The 13,190-nt window shown below is 60.3% G+C and carries 16 protein-coding genes and 1 other RNA gene; 10 read left to right on the top strand and 7 right to left on the bottom strand.

Features of this window, described 5'->3' with window-relative positions; all coding sequences use genetic code 11:
• Nucleotides 1-61: 61 nt before the first annotated feature.
• The 3 genes from ubiD to ACIPZE_RS03805 all read left to right on the top strand — a co-directional run bounded on the left by ubiD (nt 62) and on the right by ACIPZE_RS03805 (nt 3,362).
• Nucleotides 62-1,528: a 4-hydroxy-3-polyprenylbenzoate decarboxylase gene (gene ubiD / locus ACIPZE_RS03815; RefSeq protein WP_077574985.1), complete on the top strand. Its 1,467-nt coding sequence runs from the start codon at nt 62-64 to the stop codon at nt 1,526-1,528.
• Nucleotides 1,528-2,496 carry a CDP-6-deoxy-delta-3,4-glucoseen reductase gene (locus tag ACIPZE_RS03810; RefSeq protein ID WP_283438405.1) on the top strand — a complete coding sequence of 323 codons (969 nt, stop codon included), beginning with the start codon at nt 1,528-1,530 and terminating at the stop codon, nt 2,494-2,496. Before ubiD ends, ACIPZE_RS03810 begins: the two co-directional genes overlap by 1 nt.
• 197 nt (nt 2,497-2,693) lie before the next feature.
• Nucleotides 2,694-3,362 carry a gamma-glutamylcyclotransferase gene (locus ACIPZE_RS03805; protein WP_129395996.1) on the top strand — a complete coding sequence of 223 codons (669 nt, stop codon included), beginning with the start codon at nt 2,694-2,696 and terminating at the stop codon, nt 3,360-3,362.
• On the opposite strand, the gene glpT is transcribed toward ACIPZE_RS03805, so the two are convergent.
• The gene (glpT, locus tag ACIPZE_RS03800) at nt 3,338-4,687 is read right to left on the bottom strand and encodes a glycerol-3-phosphate transporter (RefSeq protein ID WP_129395995.1); all 1,350 of its coding nucleotides are present in this window, start codon (nt 4,685-4,687) and stop codon (nt 3,338-3,340) included. The two genes, ACIPZE_RS03805 and glpT, sit on opposite strands and share 25 nt — an antisense overlap.
• Nucleotides 4,688-4,912: 225 nt before the next feature.
• Between glpT and ACIPZE_RS03795 the strand changes: the two genes are divergently transcribed.
• A complete protein-coding gene (locus tag ACIPZE_RS03795; RefSeq protein WP_400771470.1) occupies nt 4,913-5,614 on the top strand; it encodes a flagellar basal body-associated protein FliL in 702 nt (233 codons plus the stop codon).
• Here ACIPZE_RS03795 and ACIPZE_RS03790 read toward each other — a convergent pair.
• Nucleotides 5,559-6,536, bottom strand: coding sequence for an NADPH:quinone oxidoreductase family protein (locus ACIPZE_RS03790; protein ID WP_283438407.1), 978 nt, complete (start codon nt 6,534-6,536; stop codon nt 5,559-5,561). The genes ACIPZE_RS03795 and ACIPZE_RS03790 overlap by 56 nt on opposite strands.
• A 150-nt stretch (nt 6,537-6,686) precedes the next feature.
• On the opposite strand from ACIPZE_RS03790, the gene ACIPZE_RS03785 reads away from it, so the two are divergent.
• Complete coding sequence (locus tag ACIPZE_RS03785) at nt 6,687-7,094, top strand: flagellar basal body-associated protein FliL (protein WP_034151993.1); 408 nt, start codon at nt 6,687-6,689, stop codon at nt 7,092-7,094.
• Between the two features lie 112 nt (nt 7,095-7,206).
• On the opposite strand, the gene ACIPZE_RS03780 is transcribed toward ACIPZE_RS03785, so the two are convergent.
• A complete protein-coding gene (locus ACIPZE_RS03780; RefSeq protein ID WP_127930177.1) occupies nt 7,207-7,659 on the bottom strand; it encodes an EVE domain-containing protein in 453 nt (150 codons plus the stop codon).
• Nucleotides 7,660-7,856: 197 nt separating this feature from the next.
• On the opposite strand from ACIPZE_RS03780, the gene ACIPZE_RS03775 reads away from it, so the two are divergent.
• Nucleotides 7,857-8,012, top strand: coding sequence for a hypothetical protein (locus ACIPZE_RS03775; RefSeq protein ID WP_008081430.1), 156 nt, complete (start codon nt 7,857-7,859; stop codon nt 8,010-8,012).
• Between the two features lie 36 nt (nt 8,013-8,048).
• Here ACIPZE_RS03775 and ACIPZE_RS03770 read toward each other — a convergent pair whose 3' ends face one another.
• The 4 genes from ACIPZE_RS03770 to ACIPZE_RS03755 form a co-directional block, all read right to left on the bottom strand.
• Nucleotides 8,049-8,654, bottom strand: coding sequence for a 5-formyltetrahydrofolate cyclo-ligase (locus ACIPZE_RS03770; RefSeq protein WP_400771466.1), 606 nt, complete (start codon nt 8,652-8,654; stop codon nt 8,049-8,051).
• A 79-nt stretch (nt 8,655-8,733) separates the two neighbouring features.
• A non-coding RNA gene (gene ssrS / locus ACIPZE_RS03765) (6S RNA) lies at nt 8,734-8,912 on the bottom strand.
• A gap of 30 nt (nt 8,913-8,942) precedes the next feature.
• A complete protein-coding gene (locus ACIPZE_RS03760) occupies nt 8,943-9,260 on the bottom strand; it encodes a cell division protein ZapA (RefSeq protein WP_007911195.1) in 318 nt (105 codons plus the stop codon).
• Complete coding sequence (locus ACIPZE_RS03755; RefSeq protein ID WP_007911197.1) at nt 9,257-9,466, bottom strand: TIGR02449 family protein; 210 nt, start codon at nt 9,464-9,466, stop codon at nt 9,257-9,259. The genes ACIPZE_RS03760 and ACIPZE_RS03755 overlap by 4 nt, the downstream gene beginning before the upstream one ends.
• A gap of 130 nt (nt 9,467-9,596) precedes the next feature.
• Here ACIPZE_RS03755 and ACIPZE_RS03750 point away from each other — a divergent pair, with 130 nt between their 5' ends.
• Genes ACIPZE_RS03750 through ACIPZE_RS03735 form a run of 4 tightly spaced genes read left to right on the top strand, consistent with a single transcriptional unit; the run spans nt 9,597 to nt 13,181 of the window.
• A complete protein-coding gene (locus ACIPZE_RS03750; RefSeq protein WP_283438408.1) occupies nt 9,597-10,157 on the top strand; it encodes a YecA family protein in 561 nt (186 codons plus the stop codon).
• 27 nt (nt 10,158-10,184) lie between these two features.
• The gene (gene pepP, locus ACIPZE_RS03745; RefSeq protein WP_129395990.1) at nt 10,185-11,519 is read left to right on the top strand and encodes a Xaa-Pro aminopeptidase; all 1,335 of its coding nucleotides are present in this window, start codon (nt 10,185-10,187) and stop codon (nt 11,517-11,519) included.
• Nucleotides 11,516-12,703, top strand: coding sequence for a 2-octaprenyl-6-methoxyphenyl hydroxylase (gene ubiH / locus ACIPZE_RS03740; protein WP_400771463.1), 1,188 nt, complete (start codon nt 11,516-11,518; stop codon nt 12,701-12,703). Before pepP ends, ubiH begins: the two co-directional genes overlap by 4 nt.
• Nucleotides 12,696-13,181 carry a DUF4442 domain-containing protein gene (locus ACIPZE_RS03735; protein WP_400771461.1) on the top strand — a complete coding sequence of 162 codons (486 nt, stop codon included), beginning with the start codon at nt 12,696-12,698 and terminating at the stop codon, nt 13,179-13,181. Before ubiH ends, ACIPZE_RS03735 begins: the two co-directional genes overlap by 8 nt.
• Nucleotides 13,182-13,190 lie beyond the last annotated feature (9 nt).

Raw genomic sequence — 13,190 nt, 5'->3', positions numbered from 1 at the left:
AGGCTGCCACAGGGCTGCATAGCAGGTAGGATGTACGCCTATTTTGAGGGTGCCATCGTCAATGAAATTCAAGGATCTTCGGGATTTCGTGCAGCAGCTTGAGCAGCGCGGAGAGTTGAAACGCATCCAGATTCCCGTCTCGCCGGTGCTGGAGATGACTGAGGTGTGTGACCGCACGCTACGGGCCAAAGGCCCGGCGCTGCTGTTCGAGAAGCCGACCGGCTACGACATTCCGGTGCTCGGCAACCTGTTCGGCACCCCCGAGCGGGTGGCCATGGGCATGGGCGCCGAGTCGGTCAGCGAGCTGCGCGAAATTGGCAAGCTGCTGGCGTTCCTCAAGGAGCCCGAGCCGCCGAAGGGCTTGAAAGACGCGTGGTCGAAGCTGCCGATCTTCCGCAAGATCATCTCGATGGCGCCGAAAGTCGTCAAAGACGCGGTGTGCCAGGAAGTGGTCATCGAAGGCGACGACGTCGATCTGGCGATGCTGCCGGTGCAGACCTGCTGGCCCGGCGACGTCGGCCCGCTGATCACCTGGGGCCTGACCGTCACCAAAGGCCCGAACAAGGACCGCCAGAACCTCGGCATCTACCGTCAGCAAGTGATCGGCCGCAACAAGGTGATCATGCGTTGGCTGAGCCACCGTGGCGGCGCGCTGGATTACCGCGAATGGTGCGAGAAGCATCCGGGCCAACCGTTTCCGGTGTCCGTGGCGCTGGGCGCGGATCCGGCGACCATTCTTGGCGCCGTGACGCCAGTGCCGGACAGCCTGTCCGAATACGCTTTCGCCGGTCTCTTGCGCGGTAACCGCACCGAACTGGTCAAGTGCCGTGGCAATGACCTGCAAGTGCCGGCCACCGCCGAAATCATCCTCGAAGGCGTGATCCATCCGGGCGAAATGGCCGATGAAGGCCCGTACGGCGACCACACCGGTTACTACAACGAAGTCGACAGCTTCCCGGTGTTCACCGTCGAGCGCATCACCCACCGGATCAAACCGATCTACCACAGCACTTACACCGGCCGTCCGCCGGATGAGCCGGCGATTCTCGGCGTCGCACTGAACGAAGTGTTCGTGCCGATCCTGCAAAAGCAGTTCCCGGAGATCACCGACTTCTACCTGCCGCCGGAAGGCTGTTCGTACCGCATGGCCATCGTGACCATGAAGAAGTCGTATCCGGGGCACGCCAAGCGCGTGATGCTCGGTGTCTGGTCGTTTTTACGACAGTTCATGTACACCAAGTTCGTTATCGTCACTGACGACGATATCAACGCCCGTGACTGGAACGACGTGATCTGGGCCATCACCACGCGCATGGACCCCAAGCGCGACACGGTGATGATCGATAACACGCCGATCGACTACCTCGACTTCGCCTCGCCGATCTCCGGCCTGGGTTCGAAAATGGGCCTCGATGCCACCCACAAGTGGCCGGGCGAAACCACTCGCGAGTGGGGTCGCGTGATCGTCAAGGACGACGCCGTCACCCAACGGATCGATGCCATCTGGAATCAGTTAGGAATAGATTGATGCGTGTAACCCTGCAGCCCTCCGGAGCAGTGCTTGAGATACAGCCCGGTGAGCGGATTCTCGATGGTGCGCGGCGCCTGGGCTACGAATGCCCGCAAAGCTGCCGCAACGGCAATTGTCACGTGTGTGCGGCGCTGCTGGTCGAAGGCCGCGTCGAACAGGCCGGCAAGGTGCATGACCACGGCGAGTTCTACACTTGCATAGCCGAGCCGCTGGAAGACTGCATCCTGCTGTGGGATGGCGTGCTCGCGTTGGGAGAACTGCCGGTGCGCAGCCTGTCATGTCAGGTCATCGAATGCCGCGACGTCGGTGGCGACACCTGGCGCGTGCGTCTGCGTGCGCCGGCCGGCAAGCCGCCGCGTTATCACGCCGGGCAGTACCTGATGATCGAACGTGAGAACGGCGAGAAGTCGGCGTTCTCCATGGCTTCGGCACCGCACGGCGGGCGCGATCTGGAAATCCATGTGCTGGCGCGCGAAGCCAGTGCACTGAGCCTGATCGAACAGCTGCAACGCAATGCGATGGTGCGTGTCGAGCTGCCATTCGGTGATACGCATCTGGCCGAGCTGCCCGACGGGCCGCTGGTGTTGGTTGCCGCCGGCACCGGCATGGGCCAGATTCACGCGCTGATCGAACACTGTCGCGCCAACGGCTTCAAACATCCCGTGCATCTGTACTGGGGCGTGCGTCGTCCGGAAGATTTCTATGAGATCGAACACTGGGACGAATGGCTGAAGTTGCCCAACCTGTTCCTGCACAAAGTCGTCAGCGATCAATGCGGTTGGGAAGGGCGCTGCGGCATGCTGCACGAGGCGGTTTGTGAAGACTTCCCGGATCTGAAACCGCTGCACGTCTACGCGAGTGGCTCGCCGGCCATGGTCTATGGCACCCTCGACGCCTTGGTCGAAGCCGGGATGGATGCCCATCAAATGCGTGCGGATGTGTTCGCCTACGCGCCTCGTCCCTGAATCCGTTATAACTCTCTATATAGCCGATCGGTATTTATGTAATTGCATAAATACCGCTAGGTTATATATCAATCAGGCAATCAATTAAGAACTGTGCCATGGCACTCAAATTGCCTTAAAACATATGTGCCTTATTGTTACAGCGGTGCGTTCTATTAAGTAATTCTTCACCCGCGGGGAGCTGAACGCTATTCGCCATGAGCGCCATTGAAAACGCTTTTCTGAATTTGAATTACCCTCCGCGGCTCGATCTAGGGCCGCAGCTGACGCACGAACAACTTCTCGCTTCCATGCAATCGACCATGGCGCGCCACAAGGGCGGGCCGGTGTGGCTGTTCGCCTACGGTTCGCTGATCTGGCGGCCGGAATGTTCGGCGGTGGAGCGGGTGCGCGGACGTGTGCATGGCTACCATCGCGGCTTGTACCTGTGGTCGCACGAGCATCGCGGTACGCCGGAGTTGCCCGGCCTGGTGTTTGGTCTGGATCGCGGCGGTTCGTGCAGCGGCTTTGCTTATCGCTTGCCGGAAGACAATCTCGATGCGGCGCTGTACGCGCTGTGGAAACGCGAGATGCCGGTGCCGTCCTATCGGCCACACTGGCTCAACTGCCGTCTCGCCGACGGTAGCCAGGTGCAGGCCTTGGGATTTGTGTTGGAGCGGCACCTGCCCAGCTATGCTGGCAACTTGCCGGATCACGTGCTGAGCCAAGTGTTTGCAAGCGCCAGCGGGCGTTACGGCACCACTCGCGATTATGTCGAGCAGACCGCACACGCCCTGCGCAGCCACGCCATGCCAGACCGCAATCTGGAGGCGCGGCTCAAGCGCTGTAAATCACAGACCGATCAAGCGACCGCTTCACGGCTCTGACTGGCAACTTGCTTGTGCCACAGGGTCGGGGCGAGGAAGGCCATCGACAGCAGGCAAGCGCCCACCAGCAGGACAAAACCACCGTCCCAGCCGAAATGGTCAACGGTGTAGCCCATTGCCGCACTGGCCGCGACCGAACCACCGAGATAACCGAACAGACCGGTGAAGCCTGCGGCAGTGCCAGCGGCTTTCTTCGGCGCCAGTTCCAGCGCCTGCAGGCCGATCAGCATCACCGGGCCGTAGATCAGGAAGCCGATCGAGAACAGCGCGATCATGTCGACGGTCGGGTTACCGGCTGGGTTCAGCCAGTAGACCAGGGTCGCGACAGTCACCAGCGCCATGAACACCATGCCGGTCAGGCCACGGTTGCCACGGAAGATCTTGTCCGACATCCAGCCGCACAGCAGCGTGCCAGGAATACCCGCCCACTCGTAGAAAAAGTACGCCCACGAAGTTTTATCGACGGTGAAGCCCTTGGCTTCTTTCAGATAGGTCGGTGCCCAGTCCAGCACGCCGTAGCGCAGCAGGTAGACGAAGACGTTGGCCATGGCGATGTACCAGAGCATTTTGTTGCGCAGCACGTATTTGACGAAGATCTCTTTCGCGCTGAATTCGTCTTCGTGGCTGTCGTCGTAGCCTTCCGGGTAGTCGTTCTTGTACTTCTCGATCGGCGGCAGGCCGACCGATTGCGGGGTGTCGCGCATGGTGATGAAGGCAAACACCGCGACGCCCAGCGCCACCGCTGCCGGTACGTAGAACGCCGCGTGCCAGTCGTTGAACAGGCCCATGCCGAGCAGGAACAGCGGGCCGATCAGACCGCCGCCGACGTTATGCGCCACGTTCCACACCGACACCACGCCGCCGCGTTCCTTCTGCGACCACCAGTGCACCATGGTCCGGCCACTTGGCGGCCAGCCCATGCCCTGGGCCCAGCCGTTGATGAACAGCAGGATGAACATCATGGTCACGCTGGACGTTGCCCAAGGCGCGAAACCGAACACGAACATCACTCCCGCCGAAACCAACAGGCCGAACGGCAGGAAGAAGCGCGGGTTGGAACGGTCGGACACCAGGCCCATGAGGAATTTCGACAAGCCATAGGCGATGGCAATCGCCGACATCGCCAGACCCAGATCGCCACGGCTGTAGCCTTCGTCGATCAGGTACGGCATGGCCAGGGAGAAGTTTTTGCGCAGCAGGTAATAACCCGCGTAGCCAAAGAAAATACCGGCGAAGATCTGCCAACGCAGGCGTCGGTAAGTGCTGTCTATTTTTTCTTCAGGCAGTGGAGCCTGATGTGCGGCAGGACGAAAGAAAGCAAACATTCAAGAGCTCCAGATTTCTTGTTTTGACTGCGGATGCGAATGTTACAGTTTCGTTACCGAAAATAGCACCGGTCCGCATCGGCAAAACAGCGGAAAATGTTGGAAGTCGCGCGTTCCATTACGAACCTGTCGCTCAGCTGTAAGAACAGGGCGTTTTTGTAGCGTCCGCAATTTTCTGTCTTAGACTCGCGATCAATAAGCCGATTGATTGCCCAGAGACGAATGATGGCCCCGAGGATTCGCAGGTTACTGCCGAGATTGTTGATGGTGATTGCCGTCACCGTTTCAGTTTTGGTGTTGAGTTTCGCCCAAGGCTCGGCGGCGCCGGGGCTGCGCAACGCCACCGTGCTGATTATTCGCCATGCTGAAAAACCGGAGGTGGGGCGCGAACTCAACGCTCGCGGCGAGCAGCGCGCTGCGGCTTACGCCGACTATTTTGACCCGCTGAAGCTGAACGGTCAGACACTCATCCCGCAACGCCTGATCGCCACGGCCGACAGCGCGCAAAGCATCCGGCCTCGGCAGACGCTGATCCCGCTGTCGCAACGCCTGCAATTGCCGATCGAACAACCCTTTGCCAATAACGACGTCGACAAACTGGTCAATCAGTTGCGCGCGAGCAATCAGGCGAACACCGTGCTGATCGCCTGGCATCACGGCCACATCAATAAACTCATCGCAGCGTTCGGCGGCAATGGCCCGGCACTGATCGGCCAGCCGAAGTGGCCGGTGGATGTTTACGACTGGCTGATTGTCTTGCGCTTCGATGACAAGGGGCAGCTCATCGAATCACGCAGCGAGAAGGTTCAGGAACAACTGATGCCGGGCGACCTCGCAGCGTCGCCCGGCAGTTGCAGGGGCTGCGTCGTGCTCAGCGCACCTGCACCACCACCTTGCCCACTGCCTTGCGCTGGCCAAGGTCATTGATTGCTTGCGCCGCATTGCTCAGCGGATAGACCTGCGACACCAACGGCTTCAATTTGCCCTCGGCGAACCAACTGAACAACTGCTGGAAGTTCGCCGCGTTGTCCTGCGGCTGGCGCTGGGCGAATGAACCCCAGAACACGCCGAGTACCGCCGCGCCCTTGAGCAACGCGAGGTTGACCGGCAGTTCCGGGATGCGTCCGCTGGCGAAGCCGACGACCAGCAGGCGACCGTTCCAGGCGATGGCGCGGATGGCCTGATCGAACAAGTCACCGCCGACCGGATCGTAAATCACATCAGCGCCCTGGCCGTCGGTAAGACGTTTGATCTCATCCTTGAGGCTGGTTTCGCTGTAGTTGATCAGCTCATCGGCGCCGGCAGCCTTGGCCACCGCCAGTTTCTCGGCGCTGCTCGCGGCGGCGATGACGCGGGCGCCCATGGCTTTGCCGATTTCCACGGCTGCCAGGCCAACACCGCCGGATGCGCCAAGCACCAACAGGGTTTCACCCGCTTGCAGGTTGGCGCGTTGCTTGAGCGCGTGCATCGAGGTGCCGTAGGTCATGCTGAAAGCGGCGGCGATGTTGAAGTCCATCGACGGCGGGATCGGCAGCACGTTGTAGCCCGGCACCGCGACCTGTTCAGCGAAACTGCCCCAGCCGGTCAGGGCCATGACCCGGTCGCCGACCTTGAGATGGCTGACCTTTTCGCCGACTTCGCGCACCACGCCAGCGGCCTCACCACCCGGCGAGAACGGGAAGGGCGGCTTGAATTGGTACTTGCCCTCGATGATCAGCGTGTCGGGAAAGTTGACCCCGGCGGCGTGCACCTCCAGCAGGATTTCGTTCTTCTTCGGGGCGGGGCTGGCGACGTCTTCCAGCACCAGCGATTCGGCAGGGCCGAAGGCTTTGCACAGCACGGCTTTCATCAGGGCTATTCCTTTGGGAGTGATGGCCGATAAGTGTAGGTGTGTCAGTCAACGGGTCAACGAGCATGCCCGACCCTGATAGTCAGCCATAAGCTTGTGCTTGCGCGCCGTGTCGTTATGCTAGGCCGCAAACCGGATAAGGAGCGAATTGTGAAAGCGTGGATCATGTTGTTGCTGGCCCTGTCTCTGCCTGTGGCAGCGCTGGCCGAAGAAGCCAAAGAAGGCGAAGCGCCGAAGGTGAGCTACATCACGCTGAGCCCGCCGTTCGTGGGTAACTATGGGCTGGATGGCACGCCGAAGCTCAAGGTCTACAAGGCCGACGTGGCACTGCGCGTGACTGGCGAGGAGTCGGCGAAACTGGTCAAGGCCAACGAACCGTTGATCCGCAATCAGCTGGTGGCGCTGTTTACTCAACAGACGACCGAGGCGATGGGCAGCATCGAAGGTAAAGAGAAGCTGCGTCAGGAAGCCTTGAAGCAGACCCAGCAAGTGATGAATGACGAGACCGGCAAACCGGTGGTTGAAGATCTGTTGTTCAACAACCTGATCATTCAATAAGTCATTTGTCCGGGCTGGCCTCATCGCGAGCAGGCTCACTCCTACAGTTGGAATGCGTTCCCCTGTAGGAGTGAGCCTGCTCGCGATGGCGATGTTTCAAGCAACATATTCCTCAGGGTTTGAGTGCAATTACCGCCGCCCACTGTTCAGGTGTGACCGGCATCACCGACAACCTCGAACCCTTCTGCACCAACGGCATCTCCGCCAACGCGGTCTGCTGCTTCAGATAGTCCAGCTTCAACACCCGCGCAAACGTCTCGACGTGTTCAACGTCAATCGCACTCCACGCATTCTTCTCTGGCGTTGCCTTCGGGTCGAAGTAATGACTTTCCGGCTCCAGTGCGGTGGGATCCGGGTACGCCGCCTCGATTATCTTGCCGATTCCGGCAATTCCCGGCTCCGGGCAGCTGGAATGGTAGAAAAAGAACTCATCACCCACCGCCATCGAGCGCAGGAAGTTACGTGCCTGATAGTTGCGAACCCCGTCCCAGCGCGCTTTGCCAAGCTTTTCCAAACCTTTGATCGAGAGTTCGTCGGGTTCGGATTTCATCAGCCAATAGGCCATGTCTTGTGCTCCTGAAACGGTCATTGGGCAGGTTGTCGGGCAATTTTATGACAAACCGACGGTCGGTTGACGTCAGCGTTTGCGCAGAGGTTCACGTTGTCGCAAAATGCCGGCCTTTAAAGCTTGACGCTGCTGCACGGCCTACGAACGGAAACCGCTGCTGTCATCGTGATGATGTGCCTTGAGGGGGGCAATCGATGAAACGCAAACCGGATTTACTATGGACTTTGGTAATTTTGTTTGGCTTGGGCGTGGTGACCACCGGTTACGCGCAAAGTCTGTGGACAACCAAGGCTGACGCGCCGATCGAAGTCGCGCAACAGGTTCAACAGTCGACAGCTTTCAAGCGCTGATACTGCCTTTTCGACGCCGCTGATCTGCGCGGCGTCCTATCCTGCGAAATACCACGCCTTGTCGCTGACCGTGCCTTGTAACGGTACATCCCAGGTTGCCTGCGCCAATCGCTCGACCTTCTGACATTCATGGGCCAGCCCCAACAGCGTCGGCTTGCGCCAGCCCTTGCGGCGGGCCAGATACGCCAGGCTGCGATCATAAAAACCGCCGCCCATGCCCAGTCGCCCGCCGACATCGTCAAATCCAACTAAAGGCAACAACACCAGATCCAGCGCCCAGACCTTGCGTTGCTGCGCCAGATTCGCCCGTGGCTCAAGAATACGGAAGCGATTGGGTTTGAGTTTCTCGCCGGGGCGAATCCGTTGGAAAACCATTTTGGTTCGCGGCCAGGCGCTGAGTACCGGCAGATAAGTCGACTTGCCCCGACGCTGCGCTTCACGCAGCAGCAGGCGCGGATCGATTTCACCGTCGGTGGGTAAATACAGAGAGATATGTTTCGCCCGGCGAAACTGCGGGTCTTGTGCCAATTGCCGGTAGAGGCCTTTGGCGGCCTCGCGTTGCTCGCTTTTGCTCAGCGAGCGACGTGCCTTGCGCAGCAGGCGGCGGAGTTGCGGGCGGGGCAGCAGCGCGGGTTCGGTCATGGTTCGGCTTCGGCAGGTTGGACGAAAACGTACGCATAAAAAATCCGATGGCGGTTTTCACCGACATCGGATTCGAATCAGGCTCCCCGGATGAACCGCTGTCAACTTAGCCCTTGAACCCGAAAGTTCAAGGTGGAAGATGCAGTAGACTTTAAGGCTTTCCGTCTAGCGGACATGCACACCAGCCCAACGTGCAACTTCCAGGGTAGTGCGAATCGGCTCAGGGACATCGTCAACTGGCAAGCACCCCAGGGAGTGCCGCGAGTATACCGCAAGCGGCCAATCGAATCAGCCCTTGGTGGTGGTCTGATCGTCGGCGAGCACCAGATCGACACGATCGAGCAAGTCGCGCACCTGTTCACGGGTCGAACCACTGGCCTGGATGTCCGGTCGCTCTTCTTTGTGCAAGAGGTCGTGAGTGATGTTCAACGCGGCCATCACAGCAATGCGATCGGCACCGATGACTTTGCCGCTGCTGCGGATCTCGCGCATCTTGCCATCGAGGTAGCGCGCGGCGCTGACCAGATTGCTGCGTTCTTCCTGCGGGCAGATGATCGAATACTCTTTGTCGAGGATCTGCACGGTGACGCTATTGCTTGAACTCATGAGTCTTGCTCCAGGGCCTTGAGGCGCGAAATCATCGATTCGACCTTACGCCGGGCGATTTCGTTTTTTTCAATGAGGTGAGCGCGTTCCTCGCGCCAGGTTTTTTCCTGAGCTAGTAAGAGTGCGTTTTGACTCTTTAGTTGCTCGACTCGGCCAATCAGCAGTTCGAGTCTGGCCATCAGCGCTTGCAGGTCGGTGTCTTCCATTGTGTCCACTGAGTTGGAGTCTGTCTGATGGGATAGCTGGCGGACAGCCTTTAATAGTCTTGGCGAGTCTGTCGATGTAGGATACAAGGCCTTCATTCTAGACATAGCGCCGTCTGGCGCCTAGCTGCCCATGACCATTGCGAATTCCCCGTACCAAGCCTTTGCCACCCTGCTGACTTCCAGCGGCCACAACGTCTCGCCTGCCGAACTGCATGGCGTGCTGCTCGGACGCAGTTGCGCCGGTGCCGGCTTCGATAACGAAGGCTGGTTGATCGACGCCGCCGAACTGCTCGAAGGCGACATCCAGGACAACGTCCGCAACGCCCTGATCGGCCTGCAGGAGATGGTCAAAGGCGAACTGACCGGTGACGACGTCACTGTCGTTCTGCTGCTGCCGATCGATGACGCGCCACTGGCCGAGCGCGCCGCTGCACTGGGCGAGTGGTGCCAGGGCTTCCTCAGCGGTTTCGGCCTGAACTGCCGCGACAGCAGCATGCTCAGCACTGAAGCGACTGAAGTGCTGCAGGATCTGGCCGCCATCTCCCAGGTGCAAGACGCCCTGGAAGAATCCGATGACGGCGAGAGCGACTACATGGAAGTCATGGAATACCTGCGCGTCGCGCCGCTGCTGCTGTTCTCGGAAACCCGGAAGGCCGACGTGCCGCCAGCCGCCAAACCGTCGCTGCATTAATCGCGTGCCAGGGAAAGCCATCTGCCCATGACCCATATCCCCAAAGCGGAGTACAGCCGTCGCCGCAAGGCCCTGATGGCGCAGATGGAACCCAACAGCATCGCGATTCTGCCCGCCGCCGCGGTGGCGATTCGCAACCGCGACGTCGAGCACGTCTACCGCCAGGACAGCGACTTCCAGTACCTCAGCGGCTTTCCCGAGCCGCAGGCTGTCATTGTCCTGATGCCCGGCCGCGAGCACGGTGAGTACGTGCTGTTCTGCCGTGAACGCAACGCCGAACGTGAATTGTGGGACGGCTTGCGCGCAGGTCAGGAAGGCGCTATCCGCGACTTCGGTGCTGACGACGCTTTCCCGATTACCGACATCGACGACATTCTCCCGGGCCTGATCGAAGGTCGCGACCGGGTGTATTCGGCGATGGGCAGCAACCCCGAATTCGACCGCCACCTGATGGACTGGATCAACGTGATCCGCTCCAAGGCGCACCTCGGCGCGCAGCCACCGAACGAATTCGTTGCCCTGGATCATCTGCTGCACGACATGCGCCTGTATAAATCGGCGGCAGAAGTGAAGGTGATGCGCGAAGCCGCGCGGATCTCGGCGCAGGCGCATATTCGCGCGATGCAAGCCAGTCGGGCCGGGCTTCACGAGTACAGCCTCGAAGCCGAACTCGATTACGAATTCCGCAAGGGCGGAGCGAAGATGCCGGCCTACGGGTCGATCGTCGCCGCCGGGCGCAACAGCTGCATCCTGCATTACCAGCAGAATGACGCGTTGCTCAAGGACGGCGATCTGGTGCTGATCGACGCCGGTTGCGAGATTGACTGCTACGCCAGCGACATCACCCGCACCTGGCCGGTCAACGGCAAGTTTTCGCCCGAACAGAAAGCGATCTACGAATTGGTACTGGCCTCGCAAGAAGCCGCATTCGCCGAAATCGCCCCGAACAAGCACTGGAATCAGGCGCACGAAGCCACGGTCCGGGTGATCACCACAGGCTTGGTGAAGCTCGGATTGTTGCAAGGTGAAGTCGACGAATTGATTGCCAGCGAAGCCTACAAAGCGTTTTACATGCACCGCGCCGGCCACTGGCTGGGCATGGATGTTCACGACGTCGGCGAGTACAAGGTCGGCGGCGAATGGCGCGTGCTGGAAGTCGGCATGGCGCTGACCGTCGAGCCGGGTATCTACATCGCCCCGGACAATCAAAACGTCGCGAAGAAATGGCGCGGCATTGGCGTGCGCATCGAGGACGACGTGGTCGTGACCAAGACAGGCTGTGAAATCCTCACCACCGGCGTACCGAAAACCGTCGCTGAAATCGAAGCGCTGATGGCGCAAGCAAGGACACACGCGGCATGAGTCGAGTCAATCTGGCAATCATCGGTGGCGGTCTGGTCGGCGCCAGTCTGGCGTTGGCCCTGCAGGCCGGGGCCAAGGCGCGTGGCTGGAAGATCGTGCTGATCGAGCCGTTCGCCCCCGGCGACAGCTGGCAGCCAAGCTACGACGCGCGCTCGTCGGCGCTGTCCTTTGGCTCGCGGCAGATTTATCAACGCTTGGGCGTGTGGCAGGAAATCTCCCGCCGCGCCGAGCCGATCAAGCAGATTCACGTCTCTGATCGTGGCCGTTTCTCCACCGCGCGTCTGTCGGCGATGGAAGAGGGCGTACCGGCACTTGGTTATGTGGTGGAAAACGCCTGGCTCGGCCATTGCCTGTGGCAGCACGTTGATAAAGACGTGATCAGCTGGCGCTGCCCGGCGGAAGTCACGCGCATGGAACCGCTGCCCGACGGCTATCGCCTGACCCTCAACGATGAAACCACGCTGGAATGCGACCTCGCCGTACTCGCCGATGGCGGTCGTTCCGGTCTGCGCGAACAGCTGGGCATCAACGTGCGCAAGCGTCCGTACAACCAAAGCGCGCTGATCGCCAACATCACCCCGAGCGAAGCGCACAACGGCATGGCTTTCGAGCGCTTCACCGACGAAGGGCCAATGGCGCTGCTGCCGCTCCCGGACAACCGTTGCGCCTTGGTCTGGACCCGTCTGGGTATGGACGCGCAGCGTCTGGCCGATCTGAGCGAACGCGATTTCCTCAGCGAATTGCAGGGCGTGTTCGGTTACCGCCTCGGTACGCTGAAACAGGTCGGCGTGCGGCATTTGTATCCGCTGACGCTGGTCGAGGCCGAAGAACAGGTGCGCTCGCATCTGGCCGTGCTCGGCAACGCGGCGCACAGCCTGCATCCGATTGCCGGGCAGGGTTTCAACCTGTCACTGCGCGATGCCGATGCCCTGGCTGCTGCGTTGCTGGCGAGCGACAAGCCGCTGGGCGATTTCGCCACGTTGCAGGCCTATCGCGAGCGTCAGCGTCTTGATCAGGATCTCACCGTCGGCTTCTCCGATCAGGTCACACGCCTGTTCGGCAGCACGCAGCCGCTGGTGTCGCTGGGGCGCAACATCGGTTTGCTTGGTCTCGATTTGCTGCCGCCAGCTAAACGCTGGTTTGCGCGGCAGGCCATGGGGTTGGGGACGCGTCCGGATGCTTAAGTGGTTGACTAGAAAATTCGGCAAAGCGCGGTTGATGCGCTGGGTGATGACGTTTTACCCGCCGTACCTCGGTGCTGGCGTGCACGTTCGGCACATCAGCGATGACTTCCGCGATGTTCAGGTGTCGATGGGTCTCGGCTGGTACAACCGCAACTACGTCGGCACTCAGTTCGGTGGCAGCCTGTATTCGATGGTCGATCCGTTTTTCATGCTGATGCTCATGGAAAACCTCGGCTCGAAATATATCGTCTGGGACAAGGCTGCCGACATCGATTTCATCGCGCCGGGCAAAGGCCCGGTGTTCGCCCGGTTCTCCATCGACGAAACCTTGCTCGGCGAGATCCGCCGGCAGACCGCCAATGGCGAGAAATACCTGCCGCAGTTGCAGGTCGACATTCATGACGGCGCCGGCAATCTGGTGGCGCGGGTCGGGAAAACCCTTTACGTGCGGCTCAAGCCGCAAGCGAGACAGGCTTAAAGCATGGAA

Origin of the sequence: Pseudomonas sp. NPDC089741, from assembly GCF_044748825.1 — a bacterium.
Taxonomy (GTDB): domain Bacteria; phylum Pseudomonadota; class Gammaproteobacteria; order Pseudomonadales; family Pseudomonadaceae; genus Aquipseudomonas; species Aquipseudomonas helmanticensis.
The sequence above is the reverse complement of the archived record's forward strand: the minus strand, read 5'-3'. Positions and strand labels throughout refer to the sequence as shown.

Excerpts from the sequence above, each read along its gene's own strand:
- ACIPZE_RS03805 (WP_129395996.1), top strand. The coding sequence starts at position 2,694 with ATGAGCGCCATTGAAAACGCTTTTCTGAATTTGAATTACCCTCCGCGG.
- ACIPZE_RS03735 (WP_400771461.1), top strand. The coding sequence starts at position 12,696 with ATGCTTAAGTGGTTGACTAGAAAATTCGGCAAAGCGCGGTTGATGCGC.
- ubiD (WP_077574985.1), top strand. The coding sequence starts at position 62 with ATGAAATTCAAGGATCTTCGGGATTTCGTGCAGCAGCTTGAGCAGCGC.
- ACIPZE_RS03770 (WP_400771466.1), bottom strand. The coding sequence starts at position 8,654 with ATGACCGAACCCGCGCTGCTGCCCCGCCCGCAACTCCGCCGCCTGCTG.
- ACIPZE_RS03810 (WP_283438405.1), top strand. The coding sequence starts at position 1,528 with ATGCGTGTAACCCTGCAGCCCTCCGGAGCAGTGCTTGAGATACAGCCC.
- ACIPZE_RS03790 (WP_283438407.1), bottom strand. The coding sequence starts at position 6,536 with ATGAAAGCCGTGCTGTGCAAAGCCTTCGGCCCTGCCGAATCGCTGGTG.
- ACIPZE_RS03755 (WP_007911197.1), bottom strand. The coding sequence starts at position 9,466 with ATGGAAGACACCGACCTGCAAGCGCTGATGGCCAGACTCGAACTGCTG.
- pepP (WP_129395990.1), top strand. The coding sequence starts at position 10,185 with ATGACCCATATCCCCAAAGCGGAGTACAGCCGTCGCCGCAAGGCCCTG.
- ubiH (WP_400771463.1), top strand. The coding sequence starts at position 11,516 with ATGAGTCGAGTCAATCTGGCAATCATCGGTGGCGGTCTGGTCGGCGCC.
- ACIPZE_RS03760 (WP_007911195.1), bottom strand. The coding sequence starts at position 9,260 with ATGAGTTCAAGCAATAGCGTCACCGTGCAGATCCTCGACAAAGAGTAT.
- glpT (WP_129395995.1), bottom strand. The coding sequence starts at position 4,687 with ATGTTTGCTTTCTTTCGTCCTGCCGCACATCAGGCTCCACTGCCTGAA.
- ACIPZE_RS03750 (WP_283438408.1), top strand. The coding sequence starts at position 9,597 with ATGACCATTGCGAATTCCCCGTACCAAGCCTTTGCCACCCTGCTGACT.
- ACIPZE_RS03795 (WP_400771470.1), top strand. The coding sequence starts at position 4,913 with ATGGCCCCGAGGATTCGCAGGTTACTGCCGAGATTGTTGATGGTGATT.
- ACIPZE_RS03775 (WP_008081430.1), top strand. The coding sequence starts at position 7,857 with ATGAAACGCAAACCGGATTTACTATGGACTTTGGTAATTTTGTTTGGC.
- ACIPZE_RS03780 (WP_127930177.1), bottom strand. The coding sequence starts at position 7,659 with ATGGCCTATTGGCTGATGAAATCCGAACCCGACGAACTCTCGATCAAA.